This is a genomic window from Leadbetterella byssophila DSM 17132 (assembly GCF_000166395.1).
GTDB lineage: Bacteria > Bacteroidota > Bacteroidia > Cytophagales > Spirosomataceae > Leadbetterella > Leadbetterella byssophila.
In genome coordinates, this window is record NC_014655.1 from 3,242,852 (window position 1) to 3,266,803 (window position 23,952).

The 23,952-nt window shown below is 39.8% G+C and carries 23 protein-coding genes; 10 read left to right on the forward strand and 13 right to left on the reverse strand.

The annotated features are described in order from the left end of the window. Positions 1-80: 80 nt before the first annotated feature. Both msrC and mazG read right to left on the reverse strand, forming a co-directional pair. The gene (msrC, locus tag LBYS_RS14405) at positions 81-584 is read right to left on the reverse strand and encodes a free L-methionine (R)-S-oxide reductase MsrC (protein ID WP_013409575.1); all 504 of its coding nucleotides are present in this window, start codon (positions 582-584) and stop codon (positions 81-83) included. 1 nt (position 585) lies between these two features. Then, complete coding sequence (mazG, locus tag LBYS_RS14410) at positions 586-1,377, reverse strand: nucleoside triphosphate pyrophosphohydrolase (protein WP_013409576.1); 792 nt, start codon at positions 1,375-1,377, stop codon at positions 586-588. Between the two features lie 102 nt (positions 1,378-1,479). Between mazG and LBYS_RS14415 the strand changes: the two genes are divergently transcribed. Beyond that, positions 1,480-2,802: an alpha-L-fucosidase gene (locus tag LBYS_RS14415; protein WP_013409577.1), complete on the forward strand. Its 1,323-nt coding sequence runs from the start codon at positions 1,480-1,482 to the stop codon at positions 2,800-2,802. Here LBYS_RS14415 and LBYS_RS14420 read toward each other — a convergent pair. Beyond that, positions 2,791-4,131 (reverse strand): MATE family efflux transporter, encoded by a 1,341-nt coding sequence (locus LBYS_RS14420; RefSeq protein ID WP_013409578.1) that lies wholly within the window; start codon positions 4,129-4,131, stop codon positions 2,791-2,793. The genes LBYS_RS14415 and LBYS_RS14420 overlap by 12 nt on opposite strands. 57 nt (positions 4,132-4,188) lie before the next feature. Here LBYS_RS14420 and LBYS_RS14425 point away from each other — a divergent pair, with 57 nt between their 5' ends. Beyond that, positions 4,189-4,620, forward strand: a complete 432-nt coding sequence (locus tag LBYS_RS14425) for a hypothetical protein (RefSeq protein WP_013409579.1) — start codon at positions 4,189-4,191, stop codon at positions 4,618-4,620. Here the strand turns inward: LBYS_RS14425 and LBYS_RS14430 are convergent. From LBYS_RS14430 to LBYS_RS14450, 5 genes are all read right to left on the reverse strand, one after another. After that, positions 4,601-5,836, reverse strand: a complete 1,236-nt coding sequence (locus LBYS_RS14430; RefSeq protein WP_013409580.1) for a metallophosphoesterase — start codon at positions 5,834-5,836, stop codon at positions 4,601-4,603. The two genes, LBYS_RS14425 and LBYS_RS14430, sit on opposite strands and share 20 nt — an antisense overlap. Position 5,837: 1 nt before the next feature. Beyond that, positions 5,838-6,302: a redoxin domain-containing protein gene (locus LBYS_RS14435; protein WP_013409581.1), complete on the reverse strand. Its 465-nt coding sequence runs from the start codon at positions 6,300-6,302 to the stop codon at positions 5,838-5,840. A gap of 81 nt (positions 6,303-6,383) precedes the next feature. Then, entirely contained in the window at positions 6,384-7,067 is a 684-nt protein-coding gene (locus tag LBYS_RS14440; protein WP_013409582.1) for a metal-dependent hydrolase, read from the reverse strand. Between the two features lie 22 nt (positions 7,068-7,089). Next, entirely contained in the window at positions 7,090-9,432 is a 2,343-nt protein-coding gene (locus LBYS_RS14445) for a phosphocholine-specific phospholipase C (protein ID WP_013409583.1), read from the reverse strand. A gap of 63 nt (positions 9,433-9,495) precedes the next feature. Then, a complete protein-coding gene (locus tag LBYS_RS14450) occupies positions 9,496-9,909 on the reverse strand; it encodes a hypothetical protein (protein ID WP_013409584.1) in 414 nt (137 codons plus the stop codon). 98 nt (positions 9,910-10,007) lie between these two features. Here LBYS_RS14450 and LBYS_RS14455 point away from each other — a divergent pair, with 98 nt between their 5' ends. Together LBYS_RS14455 and LBYS_RS14460 are read left to right on the forward strand one after the other, a co-directional pair. After that, a complete protein-coding gene (locus tag LBYS_RS14455) occupies positions 10,008-11,381 on the forward strand; it encodes an aldehyde dehydrogenase family protein (RefSeq protein ID WP_013409585.1) in 1,374 nt (457 codons plus the stop codon). Between the two features lie 58 nt (positions 11,382-11,439). Continuing rightward, positions 11,440-12,522, forward strand: a complete 1,083-nt coding sequence (locus LBYS_RS14460) for an LptF/LptG family permease (protein ID WP_013409586.1) — start codon at positions 11,440-11,442, stop codon at positions 12,520-12,522. Here LBYS_RS14460 and LBYS_RS14465 read toward each other — a convergent pair whose 3' ends face one another. Next, entirely contained in the window at positions 12,523-13,713 is a 1,191-nt protein-coding gene (locus LBYS_RS14465) for a glycosyltransferase (protein ID WP_013409587.1), read from the reverse strand. It lies immediately after the preceding gene. A gap of 165 nt (positions 13,714-13,878) precedes the next feature. Between LBYS_RS14465 and tgt the strand changes: the two genes are divergently transcribed. Further along, positions 13,879-15,009, forward strand: coding sequence for a tRNA guanosine(34) transglycosylase Tgt (tgt, locus tag LBYS_RS14470; protein WP_013409589.1), 1,131 nt, complete (start codon positions 13,879-13,881; stop codon positions 15,007-15,009). 65 nt (positions 15,010-15,074) lie between these two features. Continuing rightward, a complete protein-coding gene (locus tag LBYS_RS14475) occupies positions 15,075-15,494 on the forward strand; it encodes a nucleoside-diphosphate kinase (RefSeq protein WP_013409590.1) in 420 nt (139 codons plus the stop codon). 23 nt (positions 15,495-15,517) lie between these two features. Here LBYS_RS14475 and LBYS_RS14480 read toward each other — a convergent pair whose 3' ends face one another. Together LBYS_RS14480 and LBYS_RS14485 are read right to left on the reverse strand one after the other, a co-directional pair. Then, entirely contained in the window at positions 15,518-16,681 is a 1,164-nt protein-coding gene (locus tag LBYS_RS14480; RefSeq protein ID WP_013409591.1) for a TlpA family protein disulfide reductase, read from the reverse strand. After that, positions 16,678-17,571 carry a toxin-antitoxin system YwqK family antitoxin gene (locus LBYS_RS14485; protein WP_013409592.1) on the reverse strand — a complete coding sequence of 298 codons (894 nt, stop codon included), beginning with the start codon at positions 17,569-17,571 and terminating at the stop codon, positions 16,678-16,680. The genes LBYS_RS14480 and LBYS_RS14485 overlap by 4 nt, the downstream gene beginning before the upstream one ends. 93 nt (positions 17,572-17,664) lie before the next feature. Here LBYS_RS14485 and fcl point away from each other — a divergent pair, with 93 nt between their 5' ends. Genes fcl through dgt form a run of 3 tightly spaced genes read left to right on the forward strand, consistent with a single transcriptional unit; the run spans position 17,665 to position 20,547 of the window. Then, positions 17,665-18,594, forward strand: a complete 930-nt coding sequence (fcl, locus tag LBYS_RS14490) for a GDP-L-fucose synthase (protein ID WP_013409593.1) — start codon at positions 17,665-17,667, stop codon at positions 18,592-18,594. Next, the gene (locus LBYS_RS14495; protein ID WP_013409594.1) at positions 18,587-19,249 is read left to right on the forward strand and encodes a TVP38/TMEM64 family protein; all 663 of its coding nucleotides are present in this window, start codon (positions 18,587-18,589) and stop codon (positions 19,247-19,249) included. Before fcl ends, LBYS_RS14495 begins: the two co-directional genes overlap by 8 nt. After that, a complete protein-coding gene (dgt, locus tag LBYS_RS14500; RefSeq protein WP_013409595.1) occupies positions 19,246-20,547 on the forward strand; it encodes a dGTP triphosphohydrolase in 1,302 nt (433 codons plus the stop codon). The genes LBYS_RS14495 and dgt overlap by 4 nt, the downstream gene beginning before the upstream one ends. A gap of 50 nt (positions 20,548-20,597) precedes the next feature. Here the strand turns inward: dgt and LBYS_RS14505 are convergent, their stop codons facing one another. Beyond that, complete coding sequence (locus LBYS_RS14505; protein WP_013409596.1) at positions 20,598-22,964, reverse strand: PspC domain-containing protein; 2,367 nt, start codon at positions 22,962-22,964, stop codon at positions 20,598-20,600. 4 nt (positions 22,965-22,968) lie between these two features. After that, on the reverse strand, positions 22,969-23,298 hold the full coding sequence (locus LBYS_RS14510) for a PadR family transcriptional regulator (protein ID WP_013409597.1): 330 nt from the start codon (positions 23,296-23,298) through the stop codon (positions 22,969-22,971). A 134-nt stretch (positions 23,299-23,432) separates the two neighbouring features. Between LBYS_RS14510 and LBYS_RS14515 the strand changes: the two genes are divergently transcribed. Then, positions 23,433-23,897, forward strand: coding sequence for a hypothetical protein (locus LBYS_RS14515; RefSeq protein WP_013409598.1), 465 nt, complete (start codon positions 23,433-23,435; stop codon positions 23,895-23,897). Positions 23,898-23,952: the final 55 nt, after the last annotated feature.

The following is a 23,952-nucleotide window of genomic DNA, read 5'->3' on the forward strand; positions in this document are numbered from 1 at the left end:
AAAGTGGCGTATTGAAGTTACGCTATTTCTTTGTATTTAACACTACATTAACGTTCATCCAAAGTCTCAGATTTCTCTTATTACCTTAAATTCACATTAATTTTTGATGCTATTCCCTCCATTAATTCCTCTAAATACCTGGCATCAATCTCGTCAAAATCATTCAACTGGTCACTATCAATATCTAGTACTCCAATAACTTCGCCATTTGCATTCTTTAGCGGCAATACGATCTCAGACCTAGAAGCAGAACTGCATGCAATATGTCCAGGGAATTGATCCACATCCGGGACCACCACCGTGGATTTCGTTGAAAAGCTATGTCCGCAAACACCTTTATCGTATTTGATTCGGGTGCAAGCTATAGGACCTTGGAAAGGGCCTAAGACCAGCTCCCCTTGTCCTCTATCAAAGTAGAATCCTACCCAAAAGAAGTTAAAAGCCTCTTTTAATGCAGCGGCTATATTTGCGGTTAAGGCAATCAGATCATTTTCTCCCTCAGATAATGCTAAAATTTGAGGTATTATGCTAGAGTAAATCTCCCTCTTACCTGCTTGAGTAGGTATATATAATTGTTCTGCCATCTTATAATGATTTTGCTTCGTTCCAATAAAAGTCCATTTCTGCCAGAGTCATCTCTGATAAGTTTTTTCCGGCTTCTTTTGCTTTTTGTTCCAGATAAGTGAATCGCTTAATAAACTTTTTATTGGTTCTTTCTAGAGCTGTTTCAGGATTAATACCAACAAAGCGCGCATAGTTAACAAGGGAAAATAAAACATCTCCAAATTCGTCCTCTTTAGCGCCATTCTCCACGGCCGCTTTGAACTCACTTAGTTCTTCCTCTACTTTTTCCCAAACTTGATGATCTTCTTCCCAATCAAATCCTACTCCTCTTGCTTTTTCCTGAATACGCATGGCCTTAACCAAGGCTGGTAGGGACTGAGGTACTCCTCCTAAAACGGACTTGTTTCCTTCTTTTAGCTTTATTTGTTCCCAATTGCGCTTTACTTCTTCTTCGTCTTCTACTTTCACCTCTCCGTAAATATGAGGATGACGATGTATAAGTTTTTCACAAATCCCGTTCAATACTTCTGTGATGTTAAAATCTCCGGTCTCTGAACCAATCTTTGCATAAAAGACGATGTGAAGAAGGATATCACCTAGCTCTTTCTTTATCTCTTGTTTGTCGCCTTCTAGTATAGCGTCAGAAAGTTCATAGGTCTCCTCTATAGTAAGATGTCTAAGACTCTCTAAAGTTTGCTTTTTATCCCATGGACATTTCTCTCTCAGATCATCCATGATATCTAAGAGCCTGTGAAAGGCTAACATTTCTTGAGTCCTGTTCTTGCTGAAAGGAAGGGGGAGGTCGTTTGACATATGAAGTGTTTATTCAAATAAAACAAGTTTCTTAAAACTTTTGTTCAGGAGGTTTTCTACAGCCTTATTTTTTTTAATTTTAGAGAAAATTGACCTTAAATAATGAAAAAACTCCTTTTACTACTACTTCCACTCTCGGTATGGGGTCAAGATCACCTGAATTGGTGGAAAAATGACCGTTTTGGCATGTTTATTCACTGGGGATTATATTCTTCACCGGCTAGACACGAATGGGTTCAAAACAGAGAGTCCATTTCTGCTGAGGTTTACAGAGACAGATATTTCGATAAATTTTATCCTGACCTTTATGATCCTAAAGACTGGGCTAAGCGAGCCAAAGCAGCCGGCATGAAGTACGTGGTTTTGACGGCCAGACATCATGAAGGTTTTGCTCTTTGGGATACCCAATTCAGCGATTACAAAGCTCCCAATACTCCTATAAAAATGGATCTCATCAAACCTTTCGTGGAGGCTTTCCGTGCTGAAGGTATCAAGATTGGTTTTTATTTTTCTTTGATCGACTGGTATCATCCGGACTTCACGGTAGATAGAGTGCATCCTTTGAGAAATAATGCTGAGGCCAGAGCTAGGAAGACAGATATGAACAGGTTTAGGAAGTTCCTGAAGGATCAGCTTACTGAATTATTGACGAACTACGGAAAGATTGATCTGCTTTTCTTTGACTTCTCGTATCCGGGTGAAGATGGAAAGGGAAGGAAGGATTGGGATAGTGAAGGCTTACTGGCTTTGACCAGAAAACTCCAACCCGGAATAATTGTAAATGATAGATTGGATCTGAACGATGTACCCGGGGGATATGATTATGTTACTCCTGAACAGTTTATGCCAGATTCGTGGCCAGAAAGAAACGGTGTGAAGGTGCCTTGGGAAACTTGTCAGACCTTTTCCGGATCGTGGGGGTATCACAGGGACGAGAATACGTGGAAGTCAAATAACCAGTTGATTGCTATGCTGATTGAGGTGGTTTCTAAGGGAGGAAATCTATTGCTTAATGTTGGTCCCACAGCCAGGGGAACCTTTGATGATAGAGCTAAAGATAGACTGGAGGGGATAGGAAAGTGGACCCAAGTACACGGAAGGTCCATATATGGTTGTACGGCTGCCCCAGAGGAATTCAAAAAGCCTGATAATACATTCTTGACTTACCATCCGCAGACCAAACGTTTGTATGTGCATCTACTTCAATGGCCCTTCCAGACCTTGTACCTCCCGGGATTCAAAGGCAAGGTCAAGTACATGCAATTCTTGCATGATGGTTCTGAGGTGCAATATACAGCCTCAGCTAAAGCAGATCCCTCTCAACACATGGCCATTACCGCGGGGGATAATGATTTGATTGTGAAATTACCTGTAGTAAAACCTAATGTTGAAATTCCAGTACTGGAAATCTTTTTAGAGGACTGATCTTTTGCTCACATTCCTAAACCTAGCATAGAGAAACAGAGCGGAAAAGGTGAGGCCTAATAAAAGTCCGTACCAAATGCCCTGTGCTCCTCTGTTTAAAGGAAATCCAAAGATATATCCCGCAGGGAGTGCAATGAGCCAGTAGGCAACGAAGGTAATGTAGGTAGGTATTTTGATGTCAGCCAGTCCTCGAAGTACCCCTAAACCCACTGCCTGAGCACCATCTGAAAGTTGGAAAAATGCCGCTATGGTTAAAAGGGGTAAGGCAGCTTTTAATACTTCTACATCTTCTATATAGAGGTGTATAATATTATTTCCAAAGAGGATGATGATTATGGCACAGGTTCCCATAAATGCTAAAACCCAAGTGTATGCGGCTTTGCCGGCCAACTGGATACCGTGCCTGTCTTTGTTTCCCCATGCTTCCCCTATTCTGATGGATCCGGCATGTGCAAATCCAGTGGCCATCATATATGTGGTGGAGGCTACATTGATGGCTATCTGATGTGCAGCTAGATCCGTTTCACTCAACCACCCCATCATGATCACGGCAAAAGAGAATGCCGCTATCTCAAAGAAACTCTGAAACCCTGCAGGCACACTTCGCTCCAAGATTACTTTTATAAGTTTAGTATCCCATTTCCAATGAGTTTTATCAAATAAAGTGGCAAAGATCTCCTTACTTTTGGTATAATAAAGCAAGATAGAAAACATAAGTATTCTGGAGAAAATTGTCCCGATAGCTGCTCCATTAAGTCCTAATTCTGGGAAAATCCACCAACCCGTAATCAAGATCATGTTTCCCAAGATATCAAATACCAATCCCAGTAAGGTGATGTACATGACTATGGAGGGCTTGGAGAATCCATCTGTAAACTGCTTGACCGCTAGAAAGAAGATCATAGGGACATTTGACAGGATGATAAAAAAGAAAAAGGGCGCGCCTAGTCGCTCTATATCTGCCGTCTGACCCAGAATAGAAAAATTATAATACACCACAATTCCTATGGCCGTTAAAAGACCACTGAATATTAAAGCAACGATCAAGGAATTGAAATACAATCGGGCTAGTTCCCCCTGTTTCTGCTCGGCTATTAACTTGGAGACCATAGGGGCTATGACAGCCATACCACCTACAGCTATGGAAGAGATGAGAAAAGCTATGGAGTTTGCTATTCCCGCAGCACCTAAGCTAAGTGGCCCCAAAAGACGACCCACAATGACATTATCAGAGGTAGCCATCAGGATGACGCCAAGTTGGCTAATGATAATGGGTAAAGCAAGTTTATAGGTTTTGAAAAGCTCAAATTTGAAACTTTTTTGATACATTTTCTTTGAATTGAGGGGGTTTATCTGGATTTTTACAACTTTACAACTTCCACCCAGATGAAATATTTAACTCTTTTTTTACAACTAGTTTTCTTGATTTCCTGCAAATCTTCTGATAAAAAAGTAGATTTTAAGGGTGTATGGATAGATAAACAAGTACTGGAAAGCAAAGGTACTATAGAAAATGATCCCACCCAATTTCCCCTTGTTTTGATAGAAGATGACTTAGCGGATTCTCTCTTGATTTATTTTGATTCGAATAATAAATATAGAGTACCTACTGAGTTTGCCTACGAGTCTTATTTCGTGCATGTAGACAAGAACACGGAGTATTTCCTAATACCTGATATTGATAAAGAGGAGCTAGTTTTCTCTAATCTTAAAGACAAAGTATTTCGCAGATTTGTAAGAGTGGATTCACCTCTGTCCAGAAATGATATCTTAGATTCTAATTTTAGGTTAGAACACTTTATGCAGACTTTAAATTGAAGATAGTGATCTCAGGTAATATACCTACTCTTCCGGGGTAACCTAGAAATCCGAAGCCGCGATTCACGTATAATTGTTGGCCATTCTCTTCATATAGTCCTGCCCACTCTTTATAGACATATTGGGAGGGACTCCACCTGAAACCGGGTATTTCTACACCAAACTGCATACCATGGGTATGTCCGGAAAATACTGCGTCTATATCCGTTTTTCCCAGAACTTGAGCTCGCCAGTGGGTGGGATCGTGAGATAAAAGTAATTTGGTGTTTATTTCTTCTGTGCCTTTCAAGGCTTTTTGTAAGTCGCCTTTTTGAACAAATCCGCCTGTGCCCCAGTTTTGTACTCCTAATATGCCGAGCTTCTCACCGTTTAATTCCAGAATTCTATTCTCGTCCATTAGTAGGTCCCATCCTAAAAGTTCGTGTCCTTTTATGAGATTTTGGAGGTTCTGGACCTTGGCTTGTGGACTTGACCAGGCAGCGTAATCTCCATAATCATGGTTGCCTAAGGTAGAATATACACCCAGTGGGGCTTTGACCTTTTCGAAAACTGAAAAATACTCTTGAAGTTCTGTGGCCTTATCGTTGACTAAATCGCCGGTAAAAAAGATCAGATCCGGCTTTTCATCTAATAGCATTTTGACTCCACCTTGGACGGCTTTCTTATTGTAAAAACTTCCCGAATGTATATCTGACAGTTGGCCTAGGGTCATACCATCAAAAGCTTTAGGTAGTCCCTTTAGATGTAAGGTGACTTTTCTGACACGATAATCATAAGCTCCCCAAAGCATACCTTGGGTGAGGATGCCAAATTGAGCTGCTCCAAAGGCTAGGGCCGTTTTTGAAATGAATTCAGATCTTGATAAGATGGGGTCAGTCTTTGAAGGCTGAATGGCTTTAAGACTTGCATTTTTTAGGATATTCAAGCCATTTCCTAAAAGGAAAACAATGGCTCCAACCAGCTTACCCGTGTAGATCAACATGAAACTAACTCCCAGAATTTTCTTGAATCTAGGTGTGGCTGTTTCCGGAGAGATAAAAAATCCATAAACAAAGAGGAGTAAAAGTAGCGCTGGTACGGTCCAGTAAAGGATACTTAACCAGCGCTGAACGCCGGATTGTAAATGACGAATCACATCCTTAAAGGCTCTGTAAAATATCAGATCCGCAATAAAGAATGCCACTAACATCACTATACTAAACCCGGCTCTTCTCATCTTATGCTTGTAATGCTTTTTGAATGTTTTCGAAGCTTGGAACTTGTCCGGCATCTTCTAATATCTCTGCATAAAGGATCTTTCCTTCTTCGTCAATGACAAATGCAGATCTTTTAGAAACTCCTTTCATTCCTAAAACAAACTCGTCATATAGTGCTCCATATGCCGCAGAAACTTCTTTGTTGAAGTCTGAAAGCAAAGGGAAGCTAAGGTTTTGTTGCTTTTTGAATTGCTCTAGAGAAAATAAGGAGTCAACAGAAATAGCTAACACCTCTGTGTTAAGATTTTGGTAGGTAGCTATGTTGTCTCTTACGGAACATAACTCCTCTGTACATACGCCAGTGAATGCTAAAGGGAAGAAAAGTACAACGACTTTTTTGCCTTTATAATCGCTTAAAGAAACTTCTTGCTTCTCTGAAGAATACAAGGTAAAGGAAGGCGCTAAGTCGCCAATCTGTAATGCCATAATTTTGAGCGTTTATTATTTAACTAATTAAAAGCCTGAATTGTTTTTTATCAGACGGTTTTTCGGTTTGAAACAGACAAATTACACCTCGAAAGTTTCGCCCACTTCTGCCAGGTATAAGCTTTTACCTGCTGTAGTGAAGGCAGCTTTCGCCTTTTCATGGTCGATCTGGATAGGAGGGAAGGAGTCATAATGACAACCCACAATCTTATTGCACTGAATAAAATCAGCAGCAATAATGGCATCCTCATAGTTCATGGTGAAGTAATCTCCCATAGATAATATTGCAAAATCTAAAGGAGGGCAAAGCATAGGGATTAGCTTCATGTCCATAGTCAGGGCAGTGTCACCAGAGTAGTAAAAACAGCTCTCCTCATTCCAAAACACAAAGCCCATAGGATTGCCACCATAGGTATTGTCCGGAAGCATACTGGAGTGGACTGCATTTACGATCTTAAAGGTAAATCCGTCTAAGGTAAGTTTGCCACCTATATTCATGCCATGTCCGGAAATTCCTTTAGGTTCTAGAAATTTAGTCATGATATCAAAGCTGGTAATGACCTGAGCACCGGAGGATTTCGCAATAGCTTCTAGATCTTTCACATGATCCGCGTGGCCATGAGACAGGAAGATATAGTCGGGTTTGATATCCTCTGTCTGAATATGTTGAGCTTTGGGGTTACCGCTGATAAAAGGATCAAGTAAGATCTTTTTCCCTGCAAAATGAATCATAAAGCAGGAGTGTCCGAAATATTGAATCTTCATATACGTGAGTTTTTGTACAAAATTAAGATAAAACGCCTCCCATCTTAGGATCCGTATAGCTAAGTTTTCCGGTTTCTACGTGTCCACAGTACTGCGCTACCCTTTTCCCCTCCACAAAGAATCCAAAGTCGTACCAGTGGTAAGTAAATTTTAGGTTGGTACTGATCCTCTTGGAACCTCCTTTTTTTATGGTGACTTCATGGTCTTCCAATCCGTACGACAGGTCCTTAATGGTAACTTTAAGATTCTGCTCAGATTTATTAATCAAATCAAATTCAATATCACCAAAAGGTGTACCTTTTCTGTTCTTCGGATAAATGCTACGGATTTCTATCCATGTAAGTCCTAAGTCAAAATTTCTATAGAATCCATTGGGGCCGTAGATCTCCATTCTTTTTGTGTCTTCAGGGATCAGGTCATGCTGGGCATGGCCTCTATGAACGGTATAGTGTTTTTGTATAAAATCTTTCCCAAAGAAATTGACCATAAACGGAGCTCCTTTGCCCTCAAAGGTAGGAGCCATAGCCATCACTAATTGTCCGTCAACTATATCTGCATGCAATTCGTAGGGTATAGGGCACGCAGGCTTTATGCCTTTTTCCTGTTGAGGCATATACTCTGATTCGGGAGAAAAATCTCTTATTTCTTCCTCTTTTAATGGACGAAAATTAGAAGGGATAACCTTATATCGTGCTTCTCTTAAGCTACTAACCCATTCATATTGATCTACAGGTTTAGGAGAATTTCCTTCTGAATAGTCGGAAAATACTGAACTTAGATCTCCACAGATGGTTCTTCTCCAAGCGCTAATATTTTCTTCCTGTATGTTCTTTTTATAACGTTTCTGGATAAATTTTTCCAAGAACATGAGAATTGAAGTGTGATCAAATACTTCTGAACAAACTTTCCCTCCTCGGCTCCAAGGGGAAGCTATTACTAATGGTACTCTGTATCCTAATCCTATAGGTCCGGTCTCAATGTTTTCATATGGTCTTTCACGCTCATGTTTTTCTAAAACCATTTCATCTGCAGTAGATATTCCTTTCGAAGTCATTCCAGAGCTAGGAGCTACAAAAGGAGGGACATGGTCAAAATATCCGTCGTTTTCGTCGTAACATAATATGAAAACTGTTTTTTGCCATACTTCGGGATTCTTTGTCAGAATATCCAAAACCTCCGAAACATACCATGCTCCGTACCAAGGGGCACTGGGGTGATCAGAGAAATTTTGAGGAGCCACTAACCAGGAGATCGGAGGCAGTTTTCCCTCCTGCACGTCTTTGCGAAACTGGTACAATACGTCACCTGCGGGAACGTCCATCTCTGTACCGTTTGGAGTTTTGATCTTAGCGAGTTTATGATATAGTTCGTGTTCTTTATTCGTGGTAAAGGCCTTTTTGTGTATGCTTTTTGTAAACGAATCTAAAGCCTCAAATTTATCTTGGGTGTATTTTACTACTTCTTCTGCCAGTCGGGTCTTTTCACGCTTTTGGTCCTCATTCAAAACCTCAAGTTTGTTGAGGTATTCTAATCTCTCCTTGATATAGGTTCTATAGGCCTCATGGAAGCGAACCTGATAGCTGGTAAACCATTCTATGGGGTTATCGGTGAAATTAGCGAGCCAACTTTCCTCTTCGTCACTCAACCCCATGTTAAGGCTTAGTTCATTTTGATAGATTCTCCAATCTATGCCTGCTTCCTCTAGTCTTTCCGGAAAGGATTTCCATTTGGCTGGAATTCTATATTGGATGTCTTCGTTTTTGACATTGGCTTTAGCGTCTGCATTTTCACGGATTGTTCCGCTCCATAGATACAAACGATTCGGTGTGGTTCCAGTGAGGGATGATGAGAAGTTCTGGTCGCACACGGTAAAGGCATCCGCAAATGCGTAATAAAAGGGAATATCTTCTCTAGTGAAATGACCTAAGGTTAAAGGTACATGTTTGTAGATATCCTCACCGGACTGTTTAGCTTTAAGCCATTGGTCGTATCTTCCTCCATTCCTGGCTCTCACCTGATTTTCCCAGGAGTGTGGTAAGTCGCGCATCCAGGTAGCACGCGTATCTTTAATGTCTAATCTAAAGGGTACATAAGTTTCACCTTTTTCATTAGATTGAAACCATACTTTTCTTCCTGAAGGTAGAGTCATGGCTCGTGGATCTCTAAATCCTCGAACGCCTTTTAAGGCACCATAACTGTGGTCGAAAGACCTATTCTCCTGCATTAGGATCACTACATGGTCTGCGTCCCATACCGTGCTGCCAGGTTTTGGGGCAATGTTTGCTGCTTTTACAAGGGAGTCTGGAACTAACATTCCTCCGGCAATGAGGCCGGCCATTTTTATAAAGTCTCTTCTTGATTCCATAGGTTTTTATTCAACCTCCAAAATACAAGAAAAAATGAAAGGCTGCTATGGGCAGCCCTTCTATTAATTGTTTTTTAAATTTTCTTTGATATCCTTTGTCTCTTTTTTGATATCCTCTTTAAGATCTTTTAAATCCTTCTTCAGATCTTTGACCCCTGATTTTATTTTATCGTTTAAATCTCCTAGTTCTTTATCTAGTTCTTTTTTTCTAGCCTCCCATTTGGCCTTTTCTTCTTTTGTGCCGTTTTTGATTTTAGCATCTATCTCCTTCAACTCAGCCTCGATGTCACTTTTCTTTTTTTTAAGCTCATCTTCCGCATTTTCTTTCATGTCTTTAAGTTCCTCCTTCTTATCTTGATAGGAAGCCTCTACTTCATCCTGTGCGGCTTGTAAGCCATCAGCTGCTTCGCGTTTCTCTTGAGAAGAGCAGGCAGATAGTAGGATTGCCATACTCAAAATAATTGCGTGTTTTTTCATTGTTTTATAGTTTTTTGTTACAACCTTAATAGATAATTGATATATAATCTATTATTTGTTTAATTTTTAAGTAAATTTTAAGGAGAGATTAATTGATAATGCAGGAATTTCAACTACAAAAGTCTAAAGTTGCCGAACCTTTGGACTTTACCCATAGAAAAAGAAGACTGAAGGCTTTGAAAGAAGCTGTACTATTTACATATAGAGATGAAATCAGAGAGGCTCTATGGAAGGATTTTAGGAAGCCTGTGGCGGAAGTGGATTTATCAGAGGTCTATGCCATAACTTCTGAAATAGACCATGCTTTAAGGCATTTAAAGAGGTGGATGAGTGATAAGTACGTGCGTACACCTTTGGCGTTTTTTGGATCTTCTTCGCATATTCGCTACGAACCTAAAGGCCTGTGTTTAATCATTTCTCCATGGAATTTTCCTGTGAACCTGGCTTTGGGTCCTCTAGTATCTGCTGTTGCTGCCGGGAATAGGGTGATCTTAAAACCATCAGAGCTTACCCCTCATTCTTCAGCAGTAGTAAGGAAGATTGTGGAGGCTATTTTTCCTCCTGAAGAAGTGGCTGTGGTAGAAGGTGGGGTAGAGACTTCCACAGAATTATTGGATTTGCCTTTCCATCATATCTTTTTTACCGGCTCGCCTCAAGTGGGGAAGATCGTTATGAAAGCCGCAGCTAAACATTTGTCTTCAGTTACCTTGGAATTAGGTGGAAAATCTCCTGTGATCATAGATGAAACCGCAGATCTTAAGGCGGCAGCCAAACGCTTAGCTTGGGGAAAATGGATGAATGCCGGACAAATCTGTATTGCACCAGACTACATATTTGTGCATCATACTCAAAAGGAGCAGTTCCTTACAGAGCTTAGAAAAGTAGTAGAAGAATTCTACAACAAAAATCCTACTGAAAGTGTGTCTTTCTGCAGCATGGTGAATGAAAAGCATGCCGAAAGAGTTTATGGATACTTAGAGGAGGCTGTGGAAAAGGGAGCGAAAATTCAATTTGGAGGAGGGAAGGAAGGTAAGAGAATAGAGCCAACTGTGATCACCAATGTACCTTTAGGATCTGCTATAATGAAGGAGGAGATTTTTGGGCCGGTACTTCCTGTTTTACCTTACAGAGAGAAGGAGGATGTCATTAGATATATACACCATGGGGAAAAACCTTTAGCACTTTATATTTTTAGCAAGAACGAAGGCAATATCAACTATTTCTTAACGAATACACGTGCAGGAGGGAGCTGTATCAATAACGCCGATATGCATTTTCTTCAGCCTTATCTGCCTTTTGGTGGAGATAATTATTCGGGTTTAGGAAAAGCGCACGGGCATTGGGGCTTTTTAGCTTTCTCTAATGAAAGGGCGGTTTACCGGCAAAATATTCCTAGTGTACTTGAAAAGCTTATGCCCCCCTATACCTCCGGAAAAAATAAGGTCATTGAGGCTATTGTAAAATGGTTATAAGCTTTTCCTTTTTGGTCAATAGTCAGTACTTTTGAGGTGGCGAAATGAAATCCAAGGAATGACCAAGATAGATAGGTACCTTATTAAGCGTTTTTTGACTACTTATGTCTTTGCAGTATTTATTATTGTATTGGTCATTTTGGTGATAGACTTTGTGGAGAAAAATGATGATTTCATGGAGACTAAGCCGTCAAATCATGCTATTTTCTTTGACTATTACCTCAACTTAGCACCGTATTGGGCCAATTATATCAGCCCTTTAATGATCTTTATTTCTACGGTATTCTTTACTGCAAAGATGGCTTCGCATACGGAGATCATTGCCATCTTAGGTTCAGGTACTAGTTTCAGAAGGTTAATGTTACCCTATTTCATAGGTTCAGGAATAGTGGCCATTTATTCTTTTGTAATGGTGGGGTGGTTTCTGCCCAAAGCCAATGTTCCAAGGATTGAATTTGAGAATAAATATATCCATAACGACTTCTTTTTCACTGGGAGGGATATCCATTTGGCTGTTCAAAAAAATGTTTATGCTTATCTTTCCAGCTATGATAATTCCTCCAATACCGCTTATGATTTTACTCTTGAAAAGGTAGAAAATAACAGGTTAGTGGAAAAATTGAGTGCCAGAAGGGCCACGTATGATGACTCTTTGAAGAAATGGAAGCTCTATGACTATAACATTCGGAAGATCGGTATTTCAAAAGATGAGATGACCTATGAGGCCATCACTCCTTTGGATACAAGTATCAAACTTTATCCATCTGATTTTGGGAATTCTAAGAACCGACAAGAAACGATGACGATTTCCCAGTTGGAAGATTATATTGATCTGATAAATAGTAGGGGAGCAGAAGGCGTAGAAACCTATAAAATTGAATATTACCAAAGATTTGCCACCCCTTTTGCCGTCATCATTTTATCCATTATGGGTTTGATCGTTTCCGCCCGAAAAGCCAGAGGAGGGGTTGGGCTTCAGATTGCTATAGGTTTCGTCTTGGCCTTCCTTTATATTATTTTCTATATTTTGTCCAAAGGTATTGCGGAGGCAGGAAGTATGAATCCTATCCTTGCCGTTTGGCTACCCAATATAGTCTTCTCCATCATTTCGGTGGTGATGTACTTTACCGTACCGAGGTAGTTACTTCCACTTAATCTTTTGAGGATTGGTGAATAAGGTTACTATACCTAAGACGATGAGGTACATGTTATACATAAAGTCGTAGTATGGGATCTTCCAAGAATTAATGGTGTATCCCAGACGCTTGTTGACCTTTGCTAGTACCAGCCATTTGATCATTATATAGAAGAGGAATACCCCTAATATTAGTCGCATCCAATCGTTAAATCCATACCAATGTTTCATCCCATATTGAGCTAAGAATTCTACAGGAATTCTGGACCATTCCGGGGCATTAAACCATACCGGAAGTACAAAGAAGGTAGGAATGAGAAGTGTCCAAACCATGATTCCGGAAATCCAAAGCAGGCCTAGGTTAATTCTGTCTCTGGTTTTGTACTTTTTCCCTACAGAAAGGTGGCGTTTCTTCTGAACATACCATTCCTTCCAGGTAGTCTTTGGTATGGACTCGGTTTGTGCCTCTACGCAAACTCCTACATTGTACTTGGTGGCCGCTTTGTTAACAAAAAGGTCATCGTCTCCGCTCAGAAGCGTGTTGTGGCCGGAAAAACCTCCATTTTTCCAGAACAGCTCCTTTTTGTACATCAGATTTCTTCCTACGCCCATAAAAGGCATGCGGGCTAAGGCGAAGGAAAGGTATTGAAGGGCAGTTTGGAACGTTTCGTACCGAATTAAGGCATTTAAATTTCCTGGTAATTTCTGATACCTGGAGAATCCCAGAACTATTTCTCTACCGGCACCGCATTGAGACACCATTTGTTTGATCCAATTTTGGTCTAAGGGCCTACAATCAGCATCAGTAAAAAGGAGCCAAGGATTTTTAGCTTTTTTTACGGCTAAGGTTACAGCATATTTTTTAGCGGTATAGTGGTCCGGGAGGTCTTGTACTCTCAAGTAATTGAGATGTTTGATTCTATCCGGATTATTTATGAGATAATCATAGGTGCCATCTGATGATCTGTCATCTGCGACCAGAATTTCGAAGTCAGGATATTCTTGCTCATCCAGTATGGGCAGTAGCTCTTTTAGGTTTTCTAGTTCATTAGAGGCGGCAATGATTATGCTTACCGGCGGAAGGTAGTCCGTTTCGGTGACATCATGATGACGTGAAAGTCTTGTAAAAACAAACAGTATGTAGAATAACTGTATAAGTATAGCCCCAAAAAAGAGAATTGGGATAATGGTTTCCAAAGGTTTCTCAGGTTATGTTTAACGCTTTCGCAAAAATAGCATGCATTTGTACATTTCCTAAGTTATGGACATTAAAAGTGAGGGGTTTAAGAAAGCTTTACCCAATTATGCAGATATTTTCGATTTTTTATTGAAAATGCTGAAAGTAAGCTTGAACTTTGCAGAATGATTTTTGAGATTCATTCCACAGACCCCGGAAGTTTTGCGCGTGCAGGTAAACTTCAGACTGATCACGGGGAAATTTTGACTCCTATTTTTATGCCTGTAGGTACTGCGGGAACGGTGAAGGGAGTGCACCAGAGAGAGCTTCTAGATGATATTGAAGCTCAAATTATTCTAGGAAATACCTATCATCTCTATCTGAGACCAGGTTTAGATATTCTCCGTAAGGCTGGAGGATTACATAAATTTAACGGCTGGTCGAAGCCTATTTTGACGGATTCTGGTGGTTACCAAGTTTTTAGTCTAAAGGAGATTCGTAAGATTACGGAGGAAGGTGTGTATTTTAATTCGCATATTGATGGTTCTAAGCATTTATTTACACCGGAGTATGTGATGGATATCCAAAGGGTTATAGGTGGAGATATCATCATGGCCTTTGATGAATGCCCGCCTTATCCTTGTGATTACAAGTATGCTGAAAAATCAATGCATCTAACTCACCGTTGGTTAAAGAGATGCGTAGAAAGGATACAAACCACTGAGCCCTTATACGGTCATCACCAAAGCTTATTTCCTATAGTTCAAGGAAGTGTATTTCCGGACTTGCGTGTTCAGTCAGCTGAGTACATTGCTTCTCAGGAACAGGACGGAAACGCTATTGGAGGCCTTTCTGTGGGAGAGCCGGCGGAGGAAATGTATAAGATGATAGAAGTGGTAAATGCTATTCTTCCAAAGGATAAGCCTAGATATCTCATGGGTGTGGGTACTCCCGAGAATATTTTGGAAGGTATTGCACTAGGCATAGACATGTTTGACTGTGTGATGCCTACCCGTAACGCAAGAAACGGCATGCTTTTTACTACTGAGGGTATTATTAATATTAGAAACAAGAAATGGGAAGATGACTTTACTCCTATAGATCCGGGCTTAGGCGGTTATGTGAGTACGTTTTATTCCAAAGCTTATTTGAAGCATTTGATGAAATGTCAAGAATTATTAGGTGCTCAGATAGCCAGTATCCACAATTTACGTTTCTATTTATGGTTAGTGGGAGAGGCTAGAAAACACATCCTTGCAGGAGACTATGCTTCCTGGAAAGATCAAGCAGTGAAAAAACTGATGACCAGGCTTTAAAAGAATTTTTTAGCTAAGGATTTTTCCACTAATTTTGCGGACATTTTTTAAAACAAACTATACAAATGGCAGGTAACAGAACATTTTCCATGATTAAACCACATGCAGTGGCTGACAATCATATTGGTGGTATCCTGAAACTTATGGAGGAAGGTGGATTTAGAATCGTGGCGATGAAGAAGACACAACTTAGTGCTCAACAAGCAGGAAAATTCTATGAGGTTCACTCGGAACGTCCATTCTATGGAGAACTTTGTGAAATGATGTCTGCTGGTCCTATCGTTGCCTTAATCTTGGAGAAGGAAAACGCGGTAGCAGATTTTAGAAAACTAATCGGTGCCACAGATCCTGCAGAGGCTGAACCTGGAACCATTAGAAGCATCTACGCGAAGTCAAAAGGAGAGAATGCCGTTCACGGCTCAGATTCTGATGAGAATGCTGCAATTGAAAGCGCATTTTTCTTTAGCGGATTTGAAAGATATTAAAAGCTGGGTACTTCCAGCTTTTTTTATTCTCTTCTCAATTGGTCCACAAATGCACTAAACTCTTTCACGTACTCTTCGTAATATTTGCCGGTACCGGGACCAGAAAATCCAGTATGTATTTTTCGAACTTGCCCCTTTTTGTCTACCACAATGGAGGTAGGGAAGGCCATGACATGATTAAGCTGTGGTAGCTTATCTCCCGCTTCTGCTGTACTACCTGCAAATAAGACAGGGTAGTCAACTTTAAATCTTTCAATAAAACGGGCAATTTTTGGATGAGCAGAAGCAGGATCTGAGCTTCTTTCAAAAGCTAGTCCTATCACTTCAATATCCGGATGTTTAGCTTTGTATTCTAATAAGAATTTAGTCTCGTCCAAGCAGTTAGGGCACCAGGTTCCTAGGATCTGGACTACGGTTATTTTTCCCTTGAACCTAGGGTCAGATAAGGAAACGGATTTGCCTTGAATGTCTTTGAAGGTAAAGTCAAATTTCTCGTATCCTTCTTTTAGGAATGTTAGCTTGTCGGCATCTGGAAGTTGGTAGGTTTCACTGGCCACTCCTGAGAAATTGTTTCCTCTTCCGAAAGGATTGAAAGAGGTACCCCCCACTAAACTATCTCCTTTGATTCTTACTTTGTATAAGGTGGCGCTGTTTCCCATGGTGGATAGAAACAGGGAATCTCCTATCACATTGCCTTGTAGGTATCTATGGTCGCCAGTGCTGGTCAAGAAAGAACCTTTTACCTCATTGTTTTGAGTTTCAAAAACACCTATTGCCGCAGATTCTTTCCCAGTTTCAGGGTTAGTGAAGGTAACTTGATATCTTTTGCTTAACTTCTGAGTGGCAGGTTTTCCTTTGAATCTGATCTTCTCGTTAGGTATAGCTGTAAAGGCAGCTTGTCTGAAACTTTGATCCGCCCCTTTTTTACTGAAAAATCCTTGTTTACTAGCAGGATGGAATATCAGTTCCATGTCATATAGCTCTAACTTTAAGTGCAGCGTATCTCTGACCTTTGAGACATGGTCAAATTCTAATTTCTCGTCCGCATTAATGGCATATGCTTTGTCCCCTTCAATAAGTATATGAGAAGGGATGAGGCCGCCGGGGCTTTTTATTTGTAGTTTCCACAATTCAGGATTCTGAGCAAAGACTTGAATGGGAAGGAGTAGAGCTAATAATTTTTTCATGGTTTGTTTACGGCTTTTCCTTTTTCATCATATTCAACTACGACAAAAGGTTCGCCTTCGTCGTAAAAGGATGCAGGATGTTGAATTTCTTTTTTCCTTTTAGTACCACCCGGATAGAACTCTATCCATTTTCCAATCTTCTTGCCATTTTCATATTTTCCTTCTTCTGCAAGACTGCCGTCAGGATGGTATCTAAAATAGGTGCCGGTGATTTTACCGAATTTTACCGGAATGACTTCTTTTATCTTATTGTCATCATAATAGCTGATCTGTGATTCATCATAAAAGCCTTCTTTGAAGGTCTCCTTTTCTAATAAGATGAAATTCTTGTCGTATTGCATCCATCTCCCGTCTTTTACACCCAAGTAGTAATATCCTTCTTTGATCAAGTCCTCTCCGCGGTACTCTCTATAGGGGCCGTGTAATAATGAATTGGTTTTTGGGTCTCTTTGAAGAACTTCAGAGATTCTATGGTTCTTTTCATCATACCAGGCAAAAGCTCTATGGTAGGGTGGTGGGGTTTGGAATTCTTTTAATACATAGAATTCCTGATAGGAAGATCGTCTGTTAATAATTCTTTTTTCAACGGCTATGCCTTTATAGGATTTTCCGTCAAAGGTTTTTACTTCCTTCTTTTTTTCCTTTAGTGCAAAAGTTCTTTTTTTCTCTTTGCCTTTCTTCGTAGGAATTACTTGTCCCACCGTTTTTCTGGCTTCATCCAGGGAAGGTGTACCACTTATTTCTACAGGTAATGTGGACTCGATTTTCTCTTCAAGGCTCATCTGTTTGCGCTCAGCCTTGCGCTGTTCCTTGGTTTTTGCTTTAGGAACTACGTCCTGAGAATAGGAGCCGAAAGGAAGTATTATAAGGGCAAGGAGTAAAATTCTCATAGTTTCAAAGATACGCGATCAACTTCTTTATTTGGAACTACTTCTGTCGTAAATTTGTCGTTTCTAGTAAAAACGCCAAAACGTAAAAATAAATTGGAAAAATCTGCAAAAATATACGTAGCCGGACATCGTGGTATGGTAGGCTCTGCTATCGTTAGAAATCTACAGTCCAAAGGTTATACCAATATTGTCTATAGAACCTCTAAAGAGCTAGATTTAAGAGACTACAATGCTGTGCAAGCTTTTCTACAAGAAGAGAAGCCGGAATACGTTTTTCTAGCTGCCGCAAAGGTAGGAGGAATTGTAGCCAATAATACTTATAAAGGGCAGTTTCTGTTTGAAAACCTGCAGATTCAGAACAATGTCATCCATGGTTCATATCTGATTGGGGTGAAGAAACTGATGTTTTTGGGGTCATCTTGTATTTATCCAAAGTTTGCTCCTCAGCCATTAAAGGAAGAGTATTTGCTTACGGGTACTTTGGAGCCTACTAATGAGCCTTACGCCATAGCTAAGATCGCCGGTATCAAGATGTGTGAAGCGTATAGAGATCAATACGGCTGTAATTTTATTTCTGTAATGCCTACTAATCTTTACGGACCAAATGATAATTATGATTTGAATAATTCTCATGTTCTTCCTGCTATGATTCGTAAGTTTCATGAAGCGAAAAAGGAGAACAAGTCGCAAGTAGAACTCTGGGGTACAGGGTCTCCTATGCGTGAGTTTTTACATGCAGATGATTTAGCTGATGCATGTGTATATTTGATGGACACTTATAATGATAGTACACTAGTGAACATTGGAACTGGAGTAGACATCACCATAAAGGAATTAGCGGAAACCATTAAGGCGGAAGTGGGTTACGAAGGCGAAATCTTCTGGAATACCGAGAAGCCTGACGGTACACCAAGGAAGTTAATGGATGTATCTAAACTTCATGGTTTAGGTTGGAAACATTCCATTGACTTAAAAGAAGGTATTCATAAAGTGTATTCAGAATATAAGGAGCTGAATGCATAATTCAAGGTCAAAATATACTAGTTGGGGCAGTTTTGTAATCTTTACTATTCTGCCCCTTTTAAGTTCATCTTATCTTACATATTACCTTTTTCAGCATCAGGAGATTATAGCCGAATGGGGTTTTAATACCTGGCTTCTATACTCTTTCTTGTTGGCAGTACTTTGTGCCATTGCTATCATTCCTCCTACCTTGTTGGCTTTGGTTATGGGTTTTTTTGCGGGGTGGAAGGCATTCCCTCTCTTAGTGTTGATTAACATGCTGGCTATAGTACTCATTTATGGTTTTAGTAGGCTGGTAGATTTTAGTTTCGTGAGAAATTGGCTTAATAAAGACCCCAAAGTGGTGCAAGTCATGAATAGGATTAGAGAGGATGAGCTAAAGGTGATTTTTTTTACCAAATTGAGCCCTTTGTTTCCTTTTGCCGTGACTAATTTGATCTTCGCTGCTTCAGGCGCTAAATTTAGATCTATACTTGTTGGCGGTTTCCTAGGGATGATTCCCAGGACCCTTTTAGCGGTTTATGTAGGGACTCAAGGTAAGGAATTGCAACAACTTATGGAAGATCCCAATGGAGGGTCTTTAGGTCAATGGACGGTAATAAGTCTGATACTTATCTCTATTGGTGGACTTTATTTAACATTTAAGAAGAAATGATCTGGGAGACTTTATATTCTGCTAAACGATTGGGCAGTTCAGGTAATACACCTTTAGGTATTGGGAGAGGGGCTTATATTAGGGATTATGATAGGGTCATTTTCTCTTCGCCTTTTAGAAAACTTCAAAACAAGACCCAGGTTTTCCCACTTCCGGGACATTTCTTTGTGCATAACCGACTAACCCATAGTTTGGAGGTGGCTTCAGTAGGCAGAACCTTAGGGAAATTAGCCGGGGAGAAATTGGCAGAGAAGCATACATTCTCTGAGGAGGCGGAGGAGTTTTATAGATTTGAGCTTTCTGATGTGATTCAAACGGCCTGTCTGGCGCATGATATAGGTAATCCTCCTTTTGGGCATTTCGGAGAAGAAGCTATAAGAGGATTCTTTGCAGATTTCTTTTCCAAATGGGGGACGTTTGATCTAAGTCCGGTTCAGGTAAAGGATTTTACACAATTTGAAGGTAATGCTAATGCTTTTCGCATCTTGACTTCACTGTTTATTGCTTCCGGGTTAAAGCTGACCTATACTACTCTAGCATCCATAGTTAAATATCCTGTAGATTCCCTAAACGGCTTTCAGAAGGGAGATTTGGCTTTGAAGAAATCAGGTTTTATGGATTCTGAAAAGGCGTATTTTGAAGAGGTAGCTGGGTCTTTGAATATACCTCAGAAGGGTAAGGGCTATGCTCGTCATCCTTTTGTTTATTTGGTGGAGGCGGCAGATGATATTTGTTATAGAATCATCGATTTAGAAGATGCATATAAACTCAAAGTAGTGAGCTTTGAGGAGGTGGCTACATTATTACGTCCCTTATTAAAAGGTAGCTCATTTGAGGAGTATTTTGATAAGCAATGGGGAAAGATAGAGGATGAAGAGCAGAAATTATCCTTATTTCGGGCATTACTTATAAATTATCTGACTCAAGAGTGTGTCAAAGCTTTCATTGATCATGAAAAGGAAATACTTGAAGGTAATTTGAATAAATCCTTGATCGACCTGCTTGATTCTTCTTTACAAGAGCCACTAAAGGCCTTAAATAAGTTCTCGGTGGATCGTATTTATAATCATCCCAGTGTGATTGAGAAGGAATTATCCGGACATCATGTATTGTATGGATTATTGGAGGATTTCTGTGAAGCCTTAGTGACACAAAATAGTGAGAGGTCCAAGAAGATTCTGAGGTTACTGCCAGTTAAATTAAGCCACTCCGTTTATGCTGACCTGCAGAAAATAGTGGATTATATTTCTCAGATGACGGATGATTTCGCGGTAGATTTATATAAGAAGGTACATTAAAAAAACAGAGAGGAAAATCCTCCCTGTTTTTTGATATCTAACACTATAAATTATTGTTCTACTGTTTTTACGAGGGAATCTTTATGGGCTTTAATTCTTTTGTTCTTCACTCTACCTAATTCTACAATACTCACTTCTGAGGCGGTGATGCTTGCATCATCCATTGTGCTTTCCTCTGCGCGAAGTATACTTTTTGCTTTTACGTTTATTGTTACTCTATCCATATGGCCTCTTAAGGTGAGGTCAGATTTGTCTTCTACAGCAATATTTGCAGATTTAGCATCGACTTGAATGGCTGCCCTACTTTTACCACTGATCTGTATATTAACGTTTGGCAGAGTATCAAATCCATACATCTTAAACGCAGAACCATTGTTTATCTGTATATCCTGGGTCATGGGTACTGTAATCCAAACCCAAACAGATTCTTCCATATCAGTGAATGGATCCAAATAAGATAAAATTAAAGTTCTGTCTTTGGTTTTAGCTTGGGTGTTCTCTATGGAAGATTTATAATTAGAATAAAGAATTACTTGACTCTTTTCTCCTTTAGTAAGTACTACTTTGAATTTGTCAGATAGCTTAAGGTTCTCAAAATTCAAGTTCAAAGTATCTTTAAAGCGCATATTTTCCCAGCCGGTAAACTCTTCATTAAATTCTCGTAGGTTTTTCTCGGTGTCAATGGCAGTGTATGGATCAATTTCCGGACAGTTTAAACAAGTTAATTCATTGTTGTCATTGTACATGAAAATACTTTCACCATTGCTGTCATAATTGAAGTCATTGATGGCTCTAGGTCTATTTTGTATTTCAAGGAACCGTTTACTGAATTTGAAAGGCTTGCCTTTTGGTATTTCTACTTCGATTCTAAGTTCTTGGTTTCTATAGGGATGGTTTTCAGGTATGTCTAAGTAATGGTCAAAAACTAGGGCTGTATCAGACTTGGTAATTCCATATTTGATACTTTGTGCAAAGATTCTTGCTTGTTCTTTTGAAGGGCCATTAGCAATAGCTTTTCTAGTGACATAAACTTTATCAAAGTTTGTTCCACTGAAAGTTATATATGGTTTAGACTGAGTGTTATTCACATCATTATTTGGCACATCTATCAACAGGATCTTATTAGGCTCTAAGTCATAGGTCACTTCTTCTACTTCTACGGTTCTATGAGCGTAGTTTAATGAGATTTTTGTTCCAAAAGAGATACTTCCAACCATTCCAGTAAACCAGATTAATAGTAGAGTAAGCCAGAAATTACGGTTGCCGAAATTCTTTCCAACGGTTAGCATAGCTCCGGCAAAGATTAAGGCTATGGCAGGGATAAATACGGCAAAGAAGATGAAAACAGCGCCTAATGGATGGATTTCTGCGAGCAGTTTTTGTACTTCTAAGTCGCCAAATTGTATCCATTCTGAAGCGCTCAGAATCCCAAAGAATACACTTAAAGCCACGATGATAGAGAAGGCAGCAGAGATACCTATAAACATGAGGAATATACCTGCCATTATTTTTAGGATGAGGGCAAAGGGTTTGACTAGTCTACCTAGAAAGCTAAAGAATAATCCAATTATTCTAAAAGGGAACAATAGTATTTTAGAAAGGGTACTTTCTCTTTTAGGCGTTTCGGTTTCTTTGCTTTTTACAGATTTTTCTATGTTCTCAATGGTCAATGCTTGTCCTTCTAGTTGGAGTTTTTGGGTCACTGAATGAGCATAGGGTGCTAAGATCCAAAGTAAGAAGTAAAGGATTAAGCCGAATACCAAAAACAGGCTGCCCAAGAAGATGATCCTCATTATTTTAACATCCATTTGGAAGTATTTGGCTAAGCCTGATGCTACCCCTGCTATAACCTTGCCTTCTGGATCTCTATAGAACTTGCGAACGCTAGGTTGATCTTCCAGCTCATTACTTACAGGAAGGAAGATCCATAGCGCAAGGTAGGTGATGATAAGCCCTGGTCCTACGCCTTCGCCTATAAGACCTAAAGCGAATACGATAAAGATCATTCTGGCCCAGATTACATCGAATTTATATCGGTAAGCTAGTCCGGCCAGGACACCACCTAGAGCTTTTCTTTTGCCATCTCTAAACCATTTTTCTCTTGTAACGGTATTCTCAGGTTTAATCTCAGGTTTGGGTGTCTGTAAATCCTCTTCCTCTTTTAAGGCTTCAAAGTCTGAAACAGAGCCCATAGAGGCTATCAAGGCTTGTACATCCTCCTTTTCAATAATGTCTGAAGATTCTGCGTAGAATTTCTCTGCTATTCTGGCTTCGATATCCTGGATGATTTCTTCGCAACTTTCATAGGTGGAAAAGTAGTTCTTGAGAGAACTTAAGTATTGGTTCAATTGCTGATATGCTTCTTCCTCTATGGTAAAGAAAAATCCGCCTATATTTATCTGTAATGTCTTTTTCATCTTTTTAATTTTTTGAAACAATGGCATTTACTGAAGATGAGAGTTCTTCCCATGTGCTTGATAGGGCTTTTAAGAAAATTTCCCCTTTCTCTGTTAGAACATAGTATTTTCTAGGTGGTCCGGAAGAGGATTCTATCCATTTATAATCCAGAAGTTCTGCATTCTTTAATCGAGTCAGAAGTGGGTATAAGGTTCCCTCTACCACCATAATTTTAGCTGTTAGTAGCTCTTCTAGAATTTCTGATGCGTAAACTTCTCCTCGTGAAATGATCTGTAGAATGCAGTATTCTAAGATACCTTTCCGCATTTGCACTTGTGCGTTTTCTAAATTCATACTGCTTTGAGGTTAAAGAATAATAGCTTTTTCGCTACAAATATAAACACAGTACTTTGTAATGCAAGATACTAGGCGAAATATTTTTTAAAGGGTATGGAATTTAGTGTAATAATCCCTTGTTTATTAGAGGCATGGATCCGATTTCAGAATACATAGCAGTTGCACTAGCCGCTACATTTAAGTTTGTGGGTGGTCCTGTGGCGGGAATAGCATTAGGCATGTCATTGATAGAGACCACGCTATGTTCCGCTGCGGGGATGATGTTAACGGTATTCTTGATTACGTACGGGAATAACTGGTTGAGGACTTCCAAATTCGGTGAAAGGTTACGTGCGATATTTGGTTTTACCTCCCTTAAAAAGAAGCGTAGAGTATTTACTCGAATGAACAGGTTGGCGGTGAAGGTTAAAGCTCGCCTAGGTCTTTGGGGAGTGGCGCTTTTGACTCCTTTTCTTTTTACCCCTGTTTTAGGAACATTCCTAGCTTTGAAATTTCGTTTTCCAAAAAATGAGATTCTTCAAAAAATGCTTATTTGTGGCTTAGTGGCCGGACTCATTCAAACGCTTGCACTGCATTATTTACGTATAATTTTCTGATTTACAAAGGTTTGGTTCTGTACTTGTATAGGGGAAATATTTGTCTATTTTTATG